The following is a 19,048-nucleotide window of genomic DNA, read 5'->3' as shown; positions in this document are numbered from 1 at the left end:
CTTCTTTGCTTCCAAACTTCCATTGAGATTCATGACACCCGCCTCTGTAGCTCTCCGCTGAAGGTTTCATCAGCGGGAGCGGGCGTCTCGGGCGAAACACCCGCTCCACGCAATGCACTGCTTGCTATCAGCGCGTCTAAGATCACAGGCTGCCGCCAACCGTGTCAACAATAAATGCGTATATCTCTATGATTTTTGAAGAATGTGATTCCATAGTACTGCACGACTGGCGTAGGTCGGAAGCACAGAAGAACCTACTAACGATACTAAGTTGTCCGGAGAGTTTTAATTGACAAACTCTAAGAGTTCCACTACACTTCCCGCATGGCCTCCCGATCCAAGTCTACGGCCCGCGCACGCCGAGTCACGATGACACCCCGGACGCCTCGATACAAGCAGCTCAAACAGGTTGCCCTCCTCCTGACCGATGAACAGACGGCCTTCCTCGACCGTTTAGAGGAACAAATCACCCAGCACCGCCGCGACCTGGTAGGGCAGGACGTCAGCGTTGCCGGCAGGCCGGTCTCCAAAGACCGCCGCATCACCAAGAACGCCCTGATTCGCTGCCTGATCGACCTGCTGCAGGAACAACACGAGCGCCTCGACCTCGACAACGTCATCAACGAAGCCGACCTCCTGCAGCGCTTAAGAATCTTGCTCCGCGTCCGATAAATTGATTGACTCTAAGATTTCAAACTCTTAGATTATAATTGCTGTCGCAGAAACAGCAGCATGTTATGTTTCTCTCACACGTCAGCCGGTCGGTCTCTCACACTCTGGCCGGCCGACCAACACGAAAGGAGACCCCATGCCACCCGCCCTCCAACCGAAAACGCCGGCTCCCCGGACGGTCGCAGCTCATATCCCGAGCATTCAGCACTCTACAAACCCAAGCGCGCAAGACCGCGACCACGCCCAATTTCTCGTCACCGAAACCCTCACTGCTCTTGACGAACTCAGGCAGATCCCCAATCTCAAAAGCCTCCGCGGCAAGAAGCGCGCCCACGTGCAGGATCTTTTCGACTTCATACACTTCGGCCTCTCTGAACTCCGCACGCTCTACCCAGCTGCCGGAACACAGGAACGCTAATGCCGCATTCCCTTCATCGCACAGAGCGCACCCTCCCGGTCAGCATCCGACCGGCGCCCACTATCCCGCTGGTCACGCTCTTCCTCGACCGCCGCTCCGATTCCACCCGCCGCGCCTATTCCGCTGACCTCTCCGATTTCGCGACTTTTCTCGGAGTACCCGACCAGCAATCGGCGCTCGCCTGCATGGTCCAACTCAAAGCAGGGCAGGCTAACAGCCTCGCCCTGCAATACCGGCAATCGTTGATCGCAGCAGGGAAGTCACCGGCCACGATCAACCGCCGCCTTGCGACTCTTCGCTCCGCCTCGAAACTCGCCCGCACCATCGGCGCCATCAACTGGACTCTCGAGATCGAGAACGAGCCTGCACATTCGTACCGCGACACCTCCGGCCCTGGCCTCTACGGAATTCGCCGAATGCTTAAAGCCGCCGCCGCACACGACAACCCAGCCAAGGCCGCCCGCGATACCGCAATCCTTCGCTTGCTCTTCGATCTCGCGCTACGCCGGAAGGAACTTGTCGGCCTCGAGCTTTCGGACCTCAGCCTCGCCGAGCGCCGGATCGCCGTAGTCGGCAAGGGATCGCGCGAATCCCTGACTCTCTCCTTGCCGGAACCCACTGCAACCGCGATCTCCACCTGGCTCGCGTTTCGCGGCACCGACCCGGGCCCGCTCTTCGTCAACTTCGACCATGCCGCCAAAGGTTGCCGACTTACCGGCGCCGCCATCTTCTACATCGTTCGCACCCTTGGGCGGATCTCCGGCGTCACCGCGCGCCCACACGGCATCCGCCATACCGCCATCACCCACGCGCTCGACCGCACCGGCGGTAACGTCCGTTCCGTACAGCGCTTCTCCCGCCACGCGAACCTGCAGACGCTGACGATTTACGATGACAACCGCCGCAATGTCGCCGGTCAGATCGCCGAACTCGTCGCCGGCTCGGTCTGATAACGCAGAGCCCTTGACCATGAGGCGGATTAGTTCGGACGTGTTGACAATCCCTGTCAATGTAATTCCGAATCTAACCCGTTGTCGCACTTCAAGTGGTCACATTGACGGCACATCCGCCGTCGGATGTGATTCGTTGTTTGCTTAAAGGGTCATTATCGTAAACAAGTCTAATCCTCCATATGCACTGGCGACCCAAAGATTCACGCCCGAAAATCGATTGCCATCGTTCCCTTCGTACGCTAATTTGAATCGCCTATCTTCTGCTTTGATTCGACGAAGCAATCGTTGAGGGCCACACCGATCACCGATTGTGTGATCCACATTCAAAAAGGCTACTGCAGTGCTTGTTGACGAAAAACACCTGGCAATTTGGGCCAAGCTGGATCGAGAGTCACTGGCCTGGCACCCGCTACTATTCCACATGATCGACGTGTCAGCCGTCGTTGAGGCCTTGTGGCACCAAAGCCTCACTTCTTCATTTAAGAGCTTATTCCGATATGACCCCGCTGACGATTCGGACATGGCGACCACGCTCGCATTTTGGGCCGCTCTACACGACATCGGAAAGGCCACTCCGGGTTTTCAGTCAAGAGGTTCTGAGCGAAAAGCACATTTGTCAGCGAATGGTCTCACATTCCCGCAATACGTTGACAACATTCCGCACGGCACTCTCAGTTCCAGAATCATCTGGGATCACTTCAAGCCAGAGTATTTAGCAAAGGGACCCAAAGTCGCCTTAGTTCTCCTCAAAGCTGCGAGTCTCGTTGGGGGGCATCATGGGAGATTTCCTCGAGCTAATGAGATAGTTGATGATCGCCTATCCCTCCTCATCGGAGATACTAACTGGCGCACGGCGCAGTCTAACTTGATCCTGACCATTTCCGAGAAGTTTCATTCAAAGGATAGACTTGGGCAGACATCCGCTCTCTTCTCGACTAATGCGGCTGTCATGGCATGCGCGGGCCTGACGAGTGTTGCCGATTGGATCGCCTCTAACGAAGACTACTTCCCGTTCTCGCATGACTTTGTCGGAAGTACAGATGACTACTTGGCGCAGTCAAGGAATCGAGCTGCACAGGCACTTGCACGACTTGGTTGGGTCGGGTGGAAACCTGCGGAAGAAGTAAGGAGCTTCTCCGATCTCTTTGGAAAGAAGCTACCGCGACCCCTTCAACGGACATTGATCAAGTTAGCCGAGACGCACGTTGAGAAATCACTCTATATCATTGAAGCCCCGATGGGAGACGGCAAGACCGAAGCCGCATTATTCTTGTCGAATCGAGTCATTTCGTCAAACGGTCAGCGGGGTATGTACATCGCTCTGCCAACGCAGGCTACGAGCAACCAAATGTTTCAACGAGTCAGAGAGTACCTGCAATCGGCTTACCCTGACAGTCGGGTGAATCTCCACCTGCTGCACGGTCATTCCTTCTTCTCTGAAGCGTACCAGAGCATTCGAACAAGTTCAGTCGGTGACGGTCCTGAAATGTCTGTCGTAGCATCAGAGTGGTTTCTGCCCAAGAAGCGGACACTGCTATCGAACTTTGGTGTAGGGACAATTGACCAGTCATTGCTCGCTGTACTTCAGGCGAAGCACTTCTTCGTGAGGCTATTCGGCCTGGCTGGAAAGACCATTATCTTCGACGAGGTTCACGCTTATGACACATATATGACGTCGATCCTGTCAAGGCTTCTGGAGTGGCTGTCAGCGCTCAACTGCAATGTCATCCTGTTGTCGGCAACCTTGCCGGAGCAGAAGAAGTGCGAGCTAATCCAAGCTTTTCTTGGGTCCAGTCAACCCGTTCCTACTGCCCCGTACCCGGCAATAACTCAGTGCTCAGGCGGCAAGGTCGTCGTGACAGCCGTCGAAGCCGCTTCCACCAAGGAGGTGAATCTCGTCTGGATAGACGACGACAGATCGACTCTGGCGAAACGCATTAGACGAGCAACGCCCGAAGGCGGCAAAATCGCCATTATCTGCAATACAGTAAGCAGCGCGCAACAAATCTATAGCCTTCTTGTCGGATCGGAGAGTTTGAAGGCCGCCCGGATCACTCTATTCCATGCCCGCTTCTTACTACGAGACAGGCTAAGTCGCGAGCAGGCAGTGCTAAACAATTTCGGCTCAAACTCTGGCGGCGACGGCCTGAGTATACTTGTCGCGACACAAGTGATTGAACAGAGTCTTGATCTTGACTTCGATCTGATGATTACGGAACTCGCGCCGGCAGACTTGGTCCTCCAACGAATGGGACGGCTTCACCGACGTGAGCGGATTCGTTCAAGGGGCCTCGACAGAGCACAGCTATGGATCTTTTCGTCGCCCTTCGACTCCGCGGGGCTTCCGACCTTTGGTACCAGCGGATTTGTCTATTCTCCTTACATATTGCTAAGATCGTTTCTGGTGCTGCAAGAGAAGGATCTTGTGAAGGTTCCATCGGACTTGAAAGAAATCGTCGAGCGTGTCTATTCTGACGAAGACCTGGGCGGTGATGCTCACAGTCCGCTCAGAAAGAAACTGGAAGAGCTGCACCACAAGCATCTGGCTGAACTCCAAATGCTTCAGTCAGAAGCCGTGAAACGGAGGATTGACCCACCTTCCTTTCCCGAAAATATCCTTGATAGAGTGTTTCAAGAACTGGAAGACGACGATCCCGAGGCGCATCCTGCTCGGCAGGCACTGACCCGATATGGACGGGAAAGCATCAGCATCGTGTGTCTACAGTCCGAGAGAAGCGAACCTGATCATCCTCTGCTTTACCAAGAACCAAATTTTGCACAGGCAAAGGCAATGATACTCGATTCGGTTTCGGTCTCGCAATTCGACGTGGTGAGAGCTCTGAAAGGTCAGGAGACTCCAAGCGCATGGAGGCACAATCCGCTGACTCGCAGCCTGAAGTTCATCATTTTCGCGCAACATCGCGCTCGAATAGGCGACATCGAAATGGTCCTTGACAACGATCTGGGGTTAATCATTAACAGAACAAAATAGGGAGGTCAGGTGGAACTTAGTTTCAACCTCATTGAGCAGCCTTGGATTCCGTGCATTAAGCTCGACGGTTCACGTGTCCGGCTCGGAATCGGCCAGACCTTGAAAGAAGCACATACACTCAGGGAAGTCCATGCGCAGTCGCCGCTTGTCACTGTTGCCATTCTGCGGCTTCTCCTCGCGATTCTTCATCGGGTCTATGGCCCGCCCAGTACAGATGAGTGGTGTAATCTCTCTCGGGATAGTCAATGGGACCCGAAGAAATTGGACGACTACTTCTCCGAATTTGATGATCGCTTTGACTTGTTCCATGACAAGTATCCATTCTATCAGGTCACAAGCATGCCGAAAGACGCCCGGAGACGGTCAATTGTCTGCCTTGTCCCAGAGAGGGCATCGGGCAGCAATGATACGCTCTTTGAGCATTCGACCGACGACGATGAGCCGGCATTTGCGCCATCCCAGGCCGCTTGCTACCTCCTTGCCGAGCACTGTCTCGGGCTACAAAACAACGCACAGAGCGCATCCTGTGCTCAGAGGCTTGGATACCTCGTTGATGGTGTGCAAGTCCTCATCAGGGGCGACAGTCTGCGGAATACATGTTGGCTCAACATGGTAGTTTATGACGGAAAGCTCCAACCCTTTCCAACCAACGGGGCCGATCTTCCCGCGTGGGAACGGAATGCGCAGGCTTTCCAGTTTCTGAAGAACCCCCCGGAGGGAGACCCTGCGGGCTATCTTGACTACCTGACGTTCAATCACAGGTATATCAAGCTGCATCCAGAGTTGCTCGACGGAGAATTGTGTGTTCGTATCGTCCAGATTGCCCAAGGGCCGAAGATCTCAGCCGGATGGCATTGTGATCAATTCAAAGTCTACGGGGAGTCTCAAGACAAGAAGACTCCAATTCGCCCGATGAAACTCAGGAGAGATCGGGCTCTCTGGCGCGACAGCGACGCCTTCATTGGACTACGTGGGAGTGGGCATCAATCCGAAAACGTTCGCAGGTTGGCCTCTGAGGAGGCCTTCCAGGTCATCAGCAAAGGGACACGACTTAACCTTGACATTTTTGGTGTCGCCAACTTTCAGTCCGCTATCTATCTGTGGCGACACGAAAGACTCCCGCTCCCGTTACCGCTGCTGCGGGACGACGAATGTCGGACCTTGTTGGGCGTGGCGCTTCGACACTCCGAGAACACCGGTTTCGCCCTTAAACAAACAGTCAATCGCCTTAATCGCCACCTGCTGCTGAGACAGGGAGCCGCCGGCAAAGTCAACCCCCCAATTGACCCGAATCGCGCTGTCGGTGCCTTCTGGAGTGAACTCGACGTTCCATTCTACGGCTTTCTTAGCACCATCGTCGGCAACCCGACAGCATCGTTGGAAACGTGGGCCGTGACCACGCGAAATGCCGCATTCGATGCGTTTTCGGGCGCCGTTGCTAAACTGCGTTTCACTGCCAACGCTCTTCAGGCCATCGCAGTCTGTGAGCAACAACTACGATCACAATTGTACGAATCACAGAAGGAGATATCCGCATGAATTCAGATCAACGATCGGGACTCATCACCTATCTCAAGGAACTGGCCAAGAAGGAAGACCGGGGGGCTCTCGCGCAACTACGCCGAGGTCTCGGCAAACCGCCCGGTCTCTCGATTGAGATGATGCCCTACGTCACTCCCTTCATTCCGCGTGACGCCCGCCCGAGTCACGCGCGTGCCGCCTTTACTGTCGCTGCGTTGTTCGCTATCTACCCCGAATCGACTGATATCGGCAATATCGGCGATCACATGAAAAGACTGTTCAAGGCCTCCGGCGAACGCGACAGTATCGAACTGCGCTTTCGTGCTATGCTCAATGCACCATTTGACTCGCTTCCTCATCATCTGCGACAGGCCGTCAACCTCCTTAGATCGTACGGCATTGCGGTCAATTGGGATGACTTGTACAGTGACATCATTAACTGGAGTCACCCCGAGAAGTTTGTTCAGAGGCGGTGGGCGAACAGCTTCTGGAACGACAATACCCGGAACACCGATGAGAACATCAATGATCAATCAAAAGGAGAATAATATGATAGTAGAACTTCACATCCTGCAGAACTTCCCGCCCGCAAGTCTGAATCGTGATGACACAAATTCGCCCAAAGACTGTGAATTCGGTGGTCACCGCCGCGCGCGGATCTCGTCGCAATGTCTCAAGAGATCTGTCCGCCTCTCAGAAGACTTTCGCTCGCGACTGGGTGGAAGCACTTCAATTCGTACTAAGCGACTTCACGCCCAGCTCAAGAGACTATTAGAACTCCCGCCAGACCCGGACAAATCTTCCGACGAAGCAGTTTCATCACTAATCGAAAATGTTTACTGTAAGATGGACAGCAAGAGTGCCCAGCAGACTTCGGTGCCGCTCTATCTCAGCGCCAGGGAACTGGCTGCTCTTGCGGATAGGATTCGCCCGCATTGGAATGACTTTCTCGCCGATGCCGACAAGGCATTTTCAAAGCACTGCAAGGGAATTGAGAAGGAGTTGACCGATTGCTGTTCTAGCGATATTGCCCTTTTTGGTCGCATGATGGCAGAGAAACCAGCACAGAACATTGATGCTGCCTCACAGGTGGCACATGCCATTTCAACCAACCGGCTTAGCATGGAGATGGACTTCTTTACTGCCGTCGACGATCTCCTGCCGGCGGGGGAGTCCGGCGCCGGTATGATGGGAATTGTCGAGTACAATAGCTCCTGCTTCTACCGCTACAGCAATGTCGACGTGTCCCAGCTGACCCGCAATCTCCGAAATGATCTCGATCTGGCGCGGAAGACCCTCCAGGCATTCATCCATGCTTCCATAACTGCAATCCCATCCGGGAAGCAAACAAGCACGGCGGCTCGCACCATGCCCAGTTTCATTCTCGGGGTGGTACGGACTGACGCCTCGGCTTGGTCTCTGGCCAACGCATTTGTCAAGCCGATCGCTCCTTCTCGGGCCAACAACGAAGACATCGTCGAAGGCTCGATCATTGCCCTTGGCAAGTACTGGAGCGCGCTGACTGACGCGTTTGGGGCTGAAGGAGTGGCGACGAAGGTCGCTTGTTCGATCGGATATCAATGTCCGGAGAATCTTGCCGATGCCGCAGTGCCATCGGTCAATCGGTTCGTTGACCGAATTGTCGCCGCGGTTGAGATTGAGGAAGTGGTATCATGACTACTCTCCTTCTTCGTCTAGCTGGTCCCTTGCAGTCATGGGGGACTGAGAGCCGATTTACCGAGAGAGATACCGGCCGGGAGCCCTCGAAGAGCGGCGTCATTGGCTTGATCTGCGCGGCTCTCGGCCGACCCAGAGATGCAGACATCAGTGACCTGGTGTCACTTCGTATGGGTGTACGAGTCGATCAAGAAGGCACATTGATTCGCGACTTTCATACAACGAAGGACATCTATAGGTCCGACGGTGGCATCAAACCCACCAACGTTTCGAATCGCTATTACCTTTCCGATGCTTCTTTCTTGGTCGGACTGCAGGCTGATTCGCCACGGGCGGAAGTCCTTCTGAATATAACTGAGAAAGCGTTGCGCAACCCGCATTGGCAGATCTTCCTCGGTCGAAAAGCTTGCCTCCCCTCGATCCCGGTGTGGGCAAAGCAATGCCTGTATTCCGGCAAGACCATCGAACAAATGTTCGTGATTCATCCCTGCGTGCGGACGAGAACAAGTTCACGGAAAGAGCTCTCCGCCGGGAAAGTGCGCCTTCGCTGTGTCGCTGACGCTGCGCCCGGCGCCCACAGCGGCGTGCGAACCGACTTGCCGCTATCGTTTGCGACTCGCGAATTTATTCCTCGCCACATCGTGACATACTACGTCGAGCTGAATCTCGAGCTGGTCAAGGAGTTGAGTGTATGTTCCTCTCTCGCCTGACTCTGTCACCTGATTCCCGTCGCGTGTGGGCCGAGATCGCAAACCCTTACGAAATGCACCGGACGATCATGTCCGCCTTTCCGCCGAATCTCGAAGGCTTTGAGGAACGGGTTCTGTTTCGCGTTGACCAGCTGAAAACTCCGAATCGAATCTGCCTGCTCATCCAATCGCTGAATCGTCCTCATTGGCCGGAATCACTTGTGGAAGATTACTTGGCGGAAAAGCCTGAGATTAGGGAATTCGAGCCGGTGTTCGCGACCGGTATGCAATTTCACTTCCGACTTAGGGCCAACCCGACGTTCAAGCGGAATGGCAAGCGGTTGGCCTGGTTCGCCGAAGAGGGTCAACTCGCATGGCTTGCACGGAAGGGCGAGGCGTCGGGTTTTCGTGTCTGCTCCGTCGTCGTGATCGAAGAGCCGGAAGCTCTCGCCCGGAAAGGGAACGGCAGCCAACTCATCGACATTACGATGTTCGCTGTTCGATTCGAGGGGCAGCTCGTGGTCACCGACCCAGCCAGATTCTCCAGAACAATGAAACTCGGCATCGGCAGCGGCAAAGGACTCGGCTTCGGACTTCTGTCGCTGTCAAGAAGTGGGGGGCGTGAAGTGCAATGAGAACCCTTTATGACCTGCCCAGGTTTTCTGATCGCTGGAGCTTCTTGTACTTGGAGATGTGCAAGATCGATAAGGACTCAGAGGGGCTTTTAATGCATGACGCGCGGGGCCACGTCCCCATACCGATTGACCAGCTTAGCCTGCTTATGTTGGGTCCTGGCACGTCGATCACTCACCCAGCTATATATGCTCTGGCGCAAAACAACTGCATGATCGCCTGGACCGCGCAGGATGGAGTGCGGCTCTACGCCCACAGCATGGGCGGAACGTTCAGTGCAACGCGTCTGCTCGAGCAGGCGCGCCTGGCTTCAATTCCGGACCTCAGGCTTGGTATCGCGCGCCGAATGTATCAATTCAGATTCGCGGAGAAGTTACAGGCCGCGGCGACAATGGAAGAGCTTCGCGGCCTCGAGGGCCGCCGGGTGCGTGATGCCTATCGCCTCCTGGCCGCCGAATATGACTTGAAATGGGAAGGACGCAATTACGATCAATCGAGCTGGAATAAAGCGGACCCTCTAAATCGAGCCTTGTCGACCGCCAATGCTTGTCTGTATGGCATCTGCCATGCCGCCATCGTTTCATCTGGATTCTCACCCGCGATCGGATTCATCCATACCGGCAAAATGCTTAGTTTTGTTTACGACATCGCTGACCTCTATAAGATCGATCTTTCTGTACGAACCGCATTTCGAACTGTTGCAGAGCATCCCAAGAACCTCGAACGAGCCGTACGGGAAGCCTGCCGATCCGACTTTCATCTCTTCGGAATCATGCAGCGAATCATCCCCGACATAATGGAGGTGCTTAATGTTAGTGATACTCTTGGAAAGATCGACGGCGAGTTTGAGGGGAAAGCTGTCTCGATGGCTGATCGAGCCGAAGACGGGAGTGTTTCTGGGGAATCCTTCGAGTCGGATTCGGCAGGAACTCTGGAAGAAGATTGAGGCTGGAATTGACGATGGCGCGGCCTTGATGATCTGGAGCCGCTCAAGTGCCCAGGGATACGATTATCTTTCTTGTGGCGACTTGACAAGGCAGCTTGAGGATTTTGAAGGCCTTGCTTTGGTGCGAATAGCAGACAAGAAGCAGCTGGATTCGTAAGACCTAAGTCCTCCCTTGGACAATCTTAGTGTATTCCCCACGCGCGTGGGGGTGAACCGTTGATTGCTGTCCCATCGAGGTTGATGAAGACCGTATTCCCCACGCGCGTGGGGGTGAACCGGGATAGCAGTCGACGAACTTGTCATCGAGATACGTATTCCCCACGCGCGTGGGGGTGAACCGTTGCCGGATGCGTCATGCCCGCCGCGAATGTAGGTATTCCCCACGCGCGTGGGGGTGAACCGTACACAATGCCAGCGCTTTCATCGATGGAAAGCGTATTCCCCACGCGCGTGGGGGTGAACCGCCGAACCCGATGCCGGAGAGCGTGAGGGATCGCGTATTCCCCACGCGCGTGGGGGTGAACCGACCCGTTGCCGCGCGAAATCGGTCGAGGCCGCAGTATTCCCCACGCGCGTGGGGGTGAACCGTGCGCTTCTTTGTACGGCTGAGTCGCGACCGTCGTATTCCCCACGCGCGTGGGGGTGAACCGTATAACCAACTCGTCGCCGCCGCGATCAAGGAGGTATTCCCCACGCGCGTGGGGGTGAACCGCCGAACTGGTCGGAAATCTCCTTGGGGATTCCGTATTCCCCACGCGCGTGGGGGTGAACCGAGTTATGAGTGTGGTTACTGCTTTAGGAATTGCGTAGTCCCCACGCGCGTGGGGGTGAACCGCGCTCGGCGGCGTTGCAAAAGGCGATCATTAAGGTATTCCCCACGCGCGTGGGGGTGAACCGTCCCAACCGCGATAGATCACTTTGGACTGCGACGTATTCCCCACGCGCGTGGGGGTGAACCGTCGAGCGGCTGAAAGAGACGCAGCGGAAATTGGGTATTCCCCACGCGCGTGGGGGTGAACCGTATCCGGTCAAAGAGTGCGATGATGGTTGGGCAGTATTCCCCACGTGCGTGGGGGTGAACCATCCATTCGTGCCGGTGCCCGTCGGTCTGAACGAGTATTCCCCACGTGCGTGGGGGTGAACCGAAGGCGACCAAGAAAACCAAGAAGCCGAAAACCGTATTCCCCACGAGCGTGGGGGTGAACCGTACACCCCATTCGGCTTGGGAGTACAGTTGACGTATTCCCCACGCGCGTGGGGGTGAACCTAAATACCGGGGTCGGAAAGGCACGACCCCGGCGTATTCCCCGCGTGCGTGGGGGTGAACCGATGATTCCGTTGCCCTGACCCGAGAGGTAATGCGTATTCCCCACGCGCGTGGGGGTGAACCTAAATACCGGGGTCGGAAAGGCACGACCCCGGCGTATTCCCCGCGTGCGTGGGGGGTGAACCGATGATTCCGTTGCCCTGACCCGAGAGGTAATGCGTATTCCCCACGTGCGTGGGGGTGAACCATCCCGTCGTGCCGGTGCCCGTCGGTCTGAACGAGTATTCCCCACGCGCGTGGGGGTGAACCGGCTATCCTCAATGTGATTGCATCTCTCCCTGATTCCCCAATCTTCACATTTCCACGATGAGTCAGTTATGAATCAGTACCTCTCTCGATACTCGGTCGGTTTCACAATCTCGCACTGGCACAGCCGCGAACAACTCACCGAAATCGCCCTTGAACTCTGGGGCGCCGACGATTCTATCCCGCATACCCAGCGCGGCCGTCACCTGTCCTGGTCGATCGGCACGGACAAGATGGTCTGGATCGCTGCCGACACTGACAAACAAGCCGCCCAGATCCTCTACTTCGCCACCAGCATCGGCACGCATTATTGCGTCTATGATCACATCGACGCCTGCAATCGTCTCTGCGCCGAGTTCTACCCGCTCTTCTCTGAACTGCCGGCCCTGACCTACCTGCATAACATCCCCATCACCATCAAGCGCCTGATCGACCTCGACATCCTCATCCAGTCCGCTCCTTGGACCATCCGGCAATTCGCCGACACCGGGGCTGCCCGCGAATGGATCGCCAAACTCGCAGCTCTACCGCGCCGGCCCGGACCGAAGGACTTCATCTTTCCACCGCCTCGCGGAACTTTCCACATCAGCCGCCGCACGCCCAATCCGGATATCGTCGTGCAGTTCTTTCAGGTCGGCTTTACCGTCGACCGCAACCCATCCGATGAACTGCTGGGCCGCGCCGTCGCCGATCTCTTCGCGCAGCACCCCACCGCCTGGCACTATCACCTCGCCGCCTTCCGCCGCGCGCGCCACGCCGACAAATCCGAGCTCGTCTGGATCTCCGCTGCCAGCCGCGAACAAGTCGGCCACGTGCTCTACTGGGGACTGAGCCTGGGCAATGGCATCGCCGTCATCGACGCCCACGCCGCGGCAGCCATCCCGGCCGAATCGTTCTTGTTCGAGGCCACCGTACCGATTGCCCGCACCGCAACCGCTGACGACGGCCGCCCGATCACCGCCGAACTGCTCCGCGCCTGCGACATCAATTCCGCTACTGCAGCCCCTTCATCACGACAATCATAATTGGACTCAGCAATTGTCGCTCGGAACTCAACCGCGAACAGCGCGGATAGTCGCGGTTTTACTGACTGCCGACTTTGTCGCTTTCTCCTTCGTCACTGCCTTGGTTTTCCGCTTCGGCTTCTTCACGTTCCCAACTCAATCAAAAGTTCCAACTTCCGGCATCATATCGTCCCTCCTGGTTCACATCTTTTCCCACCACAACATTTTGTGATTGCGCACCCCAATGCTTGCGCTTTACTGATCCCGTAGTTGCCAACGATTCGCCTTGAATCGTCGACTACTCACTCGGAAAGGATTAATGGAGCACGTTTCTCGTGCAGATCGACCACACGGTCGACGCCCGAGTACTCCTAACCCTTTCTTGTGAGGTCATAGATGAGTACCGACTCTCATCGCTGTCGGCAACCGCAACCGATCCCTTCTCGACCAAACAATACTGCCATCAGGAGGCACCAATGAACAACGCCGAATTCCGCGCGCGTCGCCTTCAGCTGCGTCTATCGCAGATGGACGCCGCACGCCTCAGCGGCATCGACCGCTCCACGATCTCGCGCTTCGAGAAGCACGGCATCACTCTATCCGAGGCCCAACTTCAGCGCCTGGAGGCCGCGCTCAACTTCCATCGTCCGACCGATCCGGTACCGATCAACCAGCTCGAAAGGAGACAATCGTGAAGCGCCTCTGCCGCACCATCCTGCCGGCACTGATTGCGCTGCTGCTGATCAATGCGGCTTGGCCCTGCTCCGCGGTCGCTTGGACCCGCACCGACACCTTGCGTGTGGCTTCCGCGAATGATGACGTCAGATTGATCGGCAGCGATTTCTCCAACACCGGCACACTCTACCACGGCTATCTGAGCGGCGACGGCCTTGCCTCTTCGGCACATCGACCGATGTCGCTCATTCCGGCCGGGCAGACGATCACATCGGCCTACTGGGTCCCGTCAGCTAACAGCCAGGCGGGAACCTGCACTACGCGGGTCTTTCTTCAAAAATCGAATAATCCAAGCCAGATCACGAGCTCGGTCGATTTCAACGCCAGAATTGTGGCCGACTCACTGACCACCGACTCAATCACGATCATCGGCGGAATCACCTGGGTCGAGGGCACGCGCTACCCGTTCGAGATCACCGCTCTTATGCAGCAGGTCTACAACGCCGGCTTCTGCGATTCCGGTGAGTTCGTCAACCTGTTCTGGCTCGGCCGGAATCTCGCCACCTCGACGGCCTACCTGTCGCTCTACGCTTACGACCAGTCTGCGACCGAGGCCGGCTTTATCGTCGTCACTCACGAGACCGCCGCAGCCGAACCAAATAACCGCCGCCGGCGGGCGATCATTATGCAAGGAGCCATCATCGATGATCGCTTTCCCATCCAGTGCACGTGGACATCGATGCCATAGGACACGATCAGGATTAAAGTTAAATGCACCGCCTGCTTTCAGATCCCGCACGTCCATCCGAGCGCGCCCACTCGCACCTGCAGATTACGGTCTCTCTTCCGGAACCGCCTGCTTCCGCGCTGGCCGAGCTCGAGATCTTCGTCGCCCGACTGATAGCCGCGAAAATCAATCAGCAAACTCTTTCACAAGGACGTGAGGAATCACATGCACCAAGATCGAACACTACCGGATGACAACGATGATGAGCAATCCGAGATCGCGAAACTGATCCGCCACAGCCCGCCGCTGCGGCTGATGCACGCCCTGAACTACTCCGACCTGCCACGACGTGCGGTGCGCGTCGTTATGCACGTCATCGTGCGATCGCTCCAGACCGACGGCTCGGCCGTACCCGCCTTCATCTCGCTCAAGGAATTCTGGCACTACACCCGCGTTTCCGCCAGTCACGTGTGCGACATCCGCGACCAGCTCATGAAGCGCAACATCATCACCGTCACCTACCCCGGAACCGCGCGCTTGCCGTACTACGCCGTCGTTCCCGATCCCACCGAGTGGCTGGTCTGGGATGAGGACGAAGATCCACACTCTGAGCCGGGGGTACCCGATGCCTAAGCAGCCTGTACGATCGTCCGAGCGATCCTACGGCAAGGTCGTACGCAAGACGTGGCGCTCCCCCAGATTTCGGAAGTTGAGTCGACTCGACCAAGTCCTGTTGTTATACCTCTGGACCTGTCCCAACGGAGAAACCAGCAGCTCGATCTTCTACCTGACGCCTGCTCAAATCGCCGACGACATCGCGGCTGGGATCGAGGAAGTTCACTCCGCCATGGACCGGCTCTCCGCCGCCGGTTGGTTCGAATACGACCCGGAGGCCCGCGTCATCTTCCTTCCCAGACAAATCGAGTACGACAAGCCAGATAATCAATTCGCGCTCAAGGCCCGCATTCGCCGCACCCGCGAACTCCCCGACAGCCACTTGTTGAGTCGCTATCTGCGCCAACTCGAACCGTACGTTGAGCTATACGCCCTCACCGCAACCGAACTCCAGTACTTCCGCGAGTGCATCGCCAGTACCGTGTCCTCGTGTCCAACCAACCCTCTACCAGACGGTCCCGCTCACCGTCTCGCTCACCGTCCTGCACACCCTCACCCTGTTGGTGTGGCAGCCCCTGAACCTGAACCTGATACTGACCCTCAACCTCAACCTGAAACTGAACCGGATCCCGAGCCAACGCATCATCGCGGTGCGTCCATCCCATACAATGAGATTATCGCCGACCTGAACTCCGTCACAGGCCGCACCTATAGACTCAATACTCCTGCCACACTCCGCCTCATAAAGGCGCGGTGGGCAGAGGGATTCCGTTTAGAGGATTTCCGTAAGGTGCATCGCACCAAATTCGCCGAGTGGAACGGCGATCCCGAGTTCCGCAACTATCTCCGTCCGGAGACCCTCTACAGCCCGAAATTCGAATCTTACTTAAATCAACCAACAGTCGCGCCGCCCCGTTCAGAGGCCGCACGGCACAATCTATCTGTAATAAAAAACCTCATGACTCTTGGAGGAGACAATGGAAACCGATCGTAACAAGCTGCTCGTTATCCTCGGCGTTACAGCCAACCACTTCAAAGAGCACCTATCCGAGGATCAAGCTCTACTCTACTGCGAGCTCCTGAAAGAATTCAGTATCGAGCAAATCACAGCAGCGGCCAACTATCTAATCATGACCGAGACCTTCTTCCCACGGCTAAACAAGTTCAGGGAGCTGCTAACCCGCTCGCGCTCAGACGACATCACTGTCGACGCCCAAAACGCCTGGGACGAAGTGCTCGACCAAATCGAGAGTACAGGCTACACGGGAATTCCACAATTTGCAGATCCGATCATCCGTATGATCATTCCATTCGGCAAATGGCCTGCTTACTGCCTCCGAACACGACAGCACGATTCTTCGATAGAGTTCATGCGCAAAGACTTTCTCGAACAGTACAAGGTGTATGCTCGCCGCAACGCCCACCCAGTCCCACAGGCCTTGATCGACTTGCACCACAGTCGCCGATACGTTCAGCAACCACCAGGACTAAAGCGAATCAGCGACCTCAAGCAGGAGATCGCTGCACTCACGACCAAACCGAACACCGAAAAACCACAACCAGTGAGATCACCGCAGCAGTCCGCGTTTCCTCCAGATTCAAAGTTGACGAAATTAGAGCAATGATGTACCCTTGCAGTCAGCTATCAGACCCAGAGGAACCTATGCGCTGCGCCATCTACGCCCGGTATTCGGACGAAAGCCAGAATCCGAAATCGACAACCGATCAGATTTCCCAGTGTCGGGAGTACATCACTTCCCGCGGCTGGACTGTCGGGCCTTCGCAAATTTACTCCGATGATGCTGTCTCCGGGTCCGTCCTGAATCGCGCCGCCTACATCCACATGAAAGCCGCCGCCTTGACCGGTGCTTTCGCTTACATCGTGGTCGACGACCTCTCGCGCCTTGGCCGCAACGCCGCCGAGTGTCTGCACGTCTATCAGGAGTTCACCACCGCCGGCGTCAACATCGCGGCGATCGCGGACGGCATCGACTCTGCGGTCGAATCCTCGAAACTGCCGTACTACTTCAAGAGCATCACCAACGAGATTTTTCTCGATGACCTCAAGGCCAAGATCGTGCGCGGCCTGAAAGGCCAGGTGCTCCGCGGCTATTCTGCCGGTGGGCGCGTCTACGGTTACGATACCAAGCCCGACTGGATTGAACCCGAGCAGTACGACAAATTCGGCCGCCGTCGACGCCATGGAGTTCGCGTCGTCATCAACCCGCGCGAGGCCGCCGTCGTGCTCCGCATCTTCCAACTCTTCGCCCAGGGCATCGGCTACCGCCACATCGCATCGACACTGAACGCCGAGCAAATCGAATCGCCGCACTCCGGTTGCGGTCATCGCTCCGGCTATTGGCAAAGCTCGACCATCAGGGCGATGCTGAAGCAGCCCAAATACGTCGGCGACTGGACATGGAACCGCACCAAATGGAACAAGAAGAACGCCACCGGCAAGCGCCTTGCCCGGCTCAATCCCGCTTCTGCCTGGGTGCACCACCGCTGCGAGGATCTCCGCATCGTCCCTCCGTCGCTCTGGCAGCAGGTGCAAAATCGCCTCAGCCAGTCCAGCGCGCGCACGTCACCCGGCAATCGCAAGAGCTTCGCTCTCTCCGGCCTGTTGACTTGCGCCAACTGCGGCTCCAAGCTCGTTATCGTCAAGTCCCGTGGTGTCCAGACCTACGCCTGCAACCGCCACCGGTCCGGAGGGCCGTTCGCCTGCTCGTCCACCGCCCGCCTTCCGCGCCGCGAAGCCGAACAGTCGATTTTCGCCGAACTCAAATCGCTCCTGCTGAACCAAGAATCGCTTTCGAGAATCGCTTCCCACGTTCGGGAATTTCTTCGCCGGAGCGAAAAGCCGACTCCTGCATCGACCCCAAGCCTGAAACGCCGCGAGCGCCAGCTCTCTGCCGCCCTGCAGCGGCTTTTAGAGGCAATCGAGGATGGGCAGGGAAGTCAGCTTATCGTCGAACGTATCCGCCAGCGGGAAGCCGAGCTCTTCGAGATCCGCGAACAGATCACCGCAAGTACTGGCCGCGCCGCCGGCGCCTCCTCCCACCCGGCCGCAGACCCGGACTCCGACACCACCACGACCCAGATCGCCAAGTATATTTTTCAGCTTGAGACTTTGATCGATGAATCGATCTCGGGGAACAGCCGACTACTGACTGAGTTTAACGCCCTTTTGAAGCGCCTGATTCCGGTGCCGTTGCGCGTCGAACCTCAATACGATCGCAACAGCAGAACGCGGAGCGCCGCCGCCTTCACGATCACCGGCCACCTCTCCCCCCTGAATCTTCTTCAACCTGGCCTGATTAGTCCTGCATATCCAAAGATGAATAGCGGTGCAGGGACTTGAACCCCGGACACGCGGATTATGATTCCGCTGCTCTAACCAACTGAGCTACACCGCCATCAACGTTCAACCAGTCTGCCAAATTACGAGTTGGCGCGCAAAAGTCAAGGGGGATATGCACGTTGCATGCCTTGACTGACGCCACGTTCAGGTCGCGCGCTGCCGACCGGCGTGCCTCAGCGATCAAATGGCGCATCGCCACGCTTGGGCACGATGATGATCGGCAACCCGGTGGTTAAGCAGAAACTGGCCAGCTCATAGCAAAAAGCGACATACGGATAGGCCCCGGTACGAAGCCTGGGCACGACCCAGGTGATGCTCGACTGCTGTGGAATGACGATAACCGTGTTCGTCCCGAGAATGTGCATGTAGATCGTCTGCTTCGTCATGTTGATGACCTTGACTTTGTCACCCGGAGCCAGCACGATCACGCTTGGCTCGATGTAACAGCGATTGCCCGCTTGTTTGATTCGGATAGTTCTCGTTCTCATCATGAGATCTCCTTTATGCCTGCCGCTACTGCCATCCAGTGCTGCGACGAGCGGAAATTCGTCGGTATCGCCGATGGTCGTCATTCGCGGCTTCTCTATTCGTA

The 19,048-nt window shown here is 56.6% G+C and carries 18 protein-coding genes, 1 tRNA gene and 1 CRISPR repeat array; of the genes, 17 read left to right on the top strand and 2 right to left on the bottom strand.

Translation table 11 applies throughout. The annotated features are described in order from the left end of the window. Positions 1 to 369: 369 nt before the first annotated feature. The 17 genes from IT585_10910 to IT585_10830 all read left to right on the top strand — a co-directional run bounded on the left by IT585_10910 (position 370) and on the right by IT585_10830 (position 18,456). Positions 370 to 672, top strand: a complete 303-nt coding sequence (locus tag IT585_10910) for a hypothetical protein (protein ID MCC6963749.1) — start codon at positions 370 to 372, stop codon at positions 670 to 672. A 136-nt stretch (positions 673 to 808) separates the two neighbouring features. After that, on the top strand, positions 809 to 1,090 hold the full coding sequence (locus tag IT585_10905) for a hypothetical protein (GenBank protein MCC6963748.1): 282 nt from the start codon (positions 809 to 811) through the stop codon (positions 1,088 to 1,090). After that, positions 1,090 to 2,040 carry a tyrosine-type recombinase/integrase gene (locus IT585_10900; GenBank protein MCC6963747.1) on the top strand — a complete coding sequence of 317 codons (951 nt, stop codon included), beginning with the start codon at positions 1,090 to 1,092 and terminating at the stop codon, positions 2,038 to 2,040. The genes IT585_10905 and IT585_10900 overlap by 1 nt, the downstream gene beginning before the upstream one ends. Positions 2,041 to 2,383: 343 nt before the next feature. Beyond that, a complete protein-coding gene (gene cas3 / locus IT585_10895) occupies positions 2,384 to 5,035 on the top strand; it encodes a CRISPR-associated helicase Cas3' (GenBank protein ID MCC6963746.1) in 2,652 nt (883 codons plus the stop codon). Positions 5,036 to 5,044: 9 nt separating this feature from the next. Beyond that, positions 5,045 to 6,574 carry a type I-E CRISPR-associated protein Cse1/CasA gene (gene casA, locus IT585_10890; protein ID MCC6963745.1) on the top strand — a complete coding sequence of 510 codons (1,530 nt, stop codon included), beginning with the start codon at positions 5,045 to 5,047 and terminating at the stop codon, positions 6,572 to 6,574. Further along, positions 6,571 to 7,104 (top strand): type I-E CRISPR-associated protein Cse2/CasB, encoded by a 534-nt coding sequence (casB, locus tag IT585_10885; protein MCC6963744.1) that lies wholly within the window; start codon positions 6,571 to 6,573, stop codon positions 7,102 to 7,104. Before casA ends, casB begins: the two co-directional genes overlap by 4 nt. Then, on the top strand, positions 7,082 to 8,233 hold the full coding sequence (cas7e, locus tag IT585_10880; protein MCC6963743.1) for a type I-E CRISPR-associated protein Cas7/Cse4/CasC: 1,152 nt from the start codon (positions 7,082 to 7,084) through the stop codon (positions 8,231 to 8,233). The genes casB and cas7e overlap by 23 nt, the downstream gene beginning before the upstream one ends. Next, the gene (gene cas5e, locus IT585_10875; GenBank protein ID MCC6963742.1) at positions 8,230 to 8,943 is read left to right on the top strand and encodes a type I-E CRISPR-associated protein Cas5/CasD; all 714 of its coding nucleotides are present in this window, start codon (positions 8,230 to 8,232) and stop codon (positions 8,941 to 8,943) included. Before cas7e ends, cas5e begins: the two co-directional genes overlap by 4 nt. Next, positions 8,925 to 9,557: a type I-E CRISPR-associated protein Cas6/Cse3/CasE gene (cas6e, locus tag IT585_10870; GenBank protein MCC6963741.1), complete on the top strand. Its 633-nt coding sequence runs from the start codon at positions 8,925 to 8,927 to the stop codon at positions 9,555 to 9,557. The genes cas5e and cas6e overlap by 19 nt, the downstream gene beginning before the upstream one ends. Next, complete coding sequence (gene cas1e, locus IT585_10865; GenBank protein MCC6963740.1) at positions 9,554 to 10,501, top strand: type I-E CRISPR-associated endonuclease Cas1; 948 nt, start codon at positions 9,554 to 9,556, stop codon at positions 10,499 to 10,501. Before cas6e ends, cas1e begins: the two co-directional genes overlap by 4 nt. A gap of 187 nt (positions 10,502 to 10,688) precedes the next feature. Continuing rightward, positions 10,689 to 12,079: a CRISPR direct-repeat array (repeat unit 28 nt; unit sequence GTATTCCCCACGCGCGTGGGGGTGAACC). Between the two features lie 66 nt (positions 12,080 to 12,145). Continuing rightward, on the top strand, positions 12,146 to 13,099 hold the full coding sequence (locus IT585_10860; GenBank protein MCC6963739.1) for a hypothetical protein: 954 nt from the start codon (positions 12,146 to 12,148) through the stop codon (positions 13,097 to 13,099). A 455-nt stretch (positions 13,100 to 13,554) separates the two neighbouring features. Beyond that, complete coding sequence (locus tag IT585_10855; protein MCC6963738.1) at positions 13,555 to 13,773, top strand: helix-turn-helix transcriptional regulator; 219 nt, start codon at positions 13,555 to 13,557, stop codon at positions 13,771 to 13,773. Continuing rightward, positions 13,770 to 14,501 (top strand): hypothetical protein, encoded by a 732-nt coding sequence (locus IT585_10850; GenBank protein ID MCC6963737.1) that lies wholly within the window; start codon positions 13,770 to 13,772, stop codon positions 14,499 to 14,501. Before IT585_10855 ends, IT585_10850 begins: the two co-directional genes overlap by 4 nt. 204 nt (positions 14,502 to 14,705) lie before the next feature. Further along, positions 14,706 to 15,113 carry a hypothetical protein gene (locus tag IT585_10845; protein ID MCC6963736.1) on the top strand — a complete coding sequence of 136 codons (408 nt, stop codon included), beginning with the start codon at positions 14,706 to 14,708 and terminating at the stop codon, positions 15,111 to 15,113. 214 nt (positions 15,114 to 15,327) lie between these two features. Next, positions 15,328 to 16,089, top strand: coding sequence for a conserved phage C-terminal domain-containing protein (locus IT585_10840; GenBank protein ID MCC6963735.1), 762 nt, complete (start codon positions 15,328 to 15,330; stop codon positions 16,087 to 16,089). After that, positions 16,073 to 16,720 (top strand): hypothetical protein, encoded by a 648-nt coding sequence (locus IT585_10835; GenBank protein MCC6963734.1) that lies wholly within the window; start codon positions 16,073 to 16,075, stop codon positions 16,718 to 16,720. Before IT585_10840 ends, IT585_10835 begins: the two co-directional genes overlap by 17 nt. A 38-nt stretch (positions 16,721 to 16,758) precedes the next feature. Then, on the top strand, positions 16,759 to 18,456 hold the full coding sequence (locus IT585_10830) for a recombinase family protein (protein ID MCC6963733.1): 1,698 nt from the start codon (positions 16,759 to 16,761) through the stop codon (positions 18,454 to 18,456). On the opposite strand, the gene IT585_10825 is transcribed toward IT585_10830, so the two are convergent. Further along, positions 18,438 to 18,511 (bottom strand) — tRNA-Met (locus IT585_10825). The two genes, IT585_10830 and IT585_10825, sit on opposite strands and share 19 nt — an antisense overlap. 118 nt (positions 18,512 to 18,629) lie before the next feature. Beyond that, the gene (locus tag IT585_10820; GenBank protein ID MCC6963732.1) at positions 18,630 to 18,947 is read right to left on the bottom strand and encodes a hypothetical protein; all 318 of its coding nucleotides are present in this window, start codon (positions 18,945 to 18,947) and stop codon (positions 18,630 to 18,632) included. Positions 18,948 to 19,048: the final 101 nt, after the last annotated feature.

It is taken from the genome of Candidatus Zixiibacteriota bacterium, assembly GCA_020853795.1.
Lineage (GTDB): Bacteria > Zixibacteria > MSB-5A5 > CAIYYT01 > CAIYYT01 > JADJGC01.
This window is presented reverse-complemented; position numbering and strand designations above follow the sequence as displayed.

Coding starts and splice junctions, on each gene's coding strand:
- IT585_10910 (MCC6963749.1), top strand. CDS start 370: ATGACACCCCGGACGCCTCGATACAAGCAGCTCAAACAGGTTGCCCTC.
- IT585_10905 (MCC6963748.1), top strand. CDS start 809: ATGCCACCCGCCCTCCAACCGAAAACGCCGGCTCCCCGGACGGTCGCA.
- IT585_10900 (MCC6963747.1), top strand. CDS start 1,090: ATGCCGCATTCCCTTCATCGCACAGAGCGCACCCTCCCGGTCAGCATC.
- casB (MCC6963744.1), top strand. CDS start 6,571: ATGAATTCAGATCAACGATCGGGACTCATCACCTATCTCAAGGAACTG.
- cas7e (MCC6963743.1), top strand. CDS start 7,082: ATGATCAATCAAAAGGAGAATAATATGATAGTAGAACTTCACATCCTG.
- cas5e (MCC6963742.1), top strand. CDS start 8,230: ATGACTACTCTCCTTCTTCGTCTAGCTGGTCCCTTGCAGTCATGGGGG.
- cas6e (MCC6963741.1), top strand. CDS start 8,925: ATGTTCCTCTCTCGCCTGACTCTGTCACCTGATTCCCGTCGCGTGTGG.
- cas1e (MCC6963740.1), top strand. CDS start 9,554: ATGAGAACCCTTTATGACCTGCCCAGGTTTTCTGATCGCTGGAGCTTC.
- IT585_10860 (MCC6963739.1), top strand. CDS start 12,146: ATGAATCAGTACCTCTCTCGATACTCGGTCGGTTTCACAATCTCGCAC.
- IT585_10855 (MCC6963738.1), top strand. CDS start 13,555: ATGAACAACGCCGAATTCCGCGCGCGTCGCCTTCAGCTGCGTCTATCG.
- IT585_10845 (MCC6963736.1), top strand. CDS start 14,706: ATGCACCAAGATCGAACACTACCGGATGACAACGATGATGAGCAATCC.
- IT585_10840 (MCC6963735.1), top strand. CDS start 15,328: ATGGACCGGCTCTCCGCCGCCGGTTGGTTCGAATACGACCCGGAGGCC.
- IT585_10835 (MCC6963734.1), top strand. CDS start 16,073: ATGGAAACCGATCGTAACAAGCTGCTCGTTATCCTCGGCGTTACAGCC.
- IT585_10830 (MCC6963733.1), top strand. CDS start 16,759: ATGCGCTGCGCCATCTACGCCCGGTATTCGGACGAAAGCCAGAATCCG.
- IT585_10820 (MCC6963732.1), bottom strand. CDS start 18,947: ATGATGAGAACGAGAACTATCCGAATCAAACAAGCGGGCAATCGCTGT.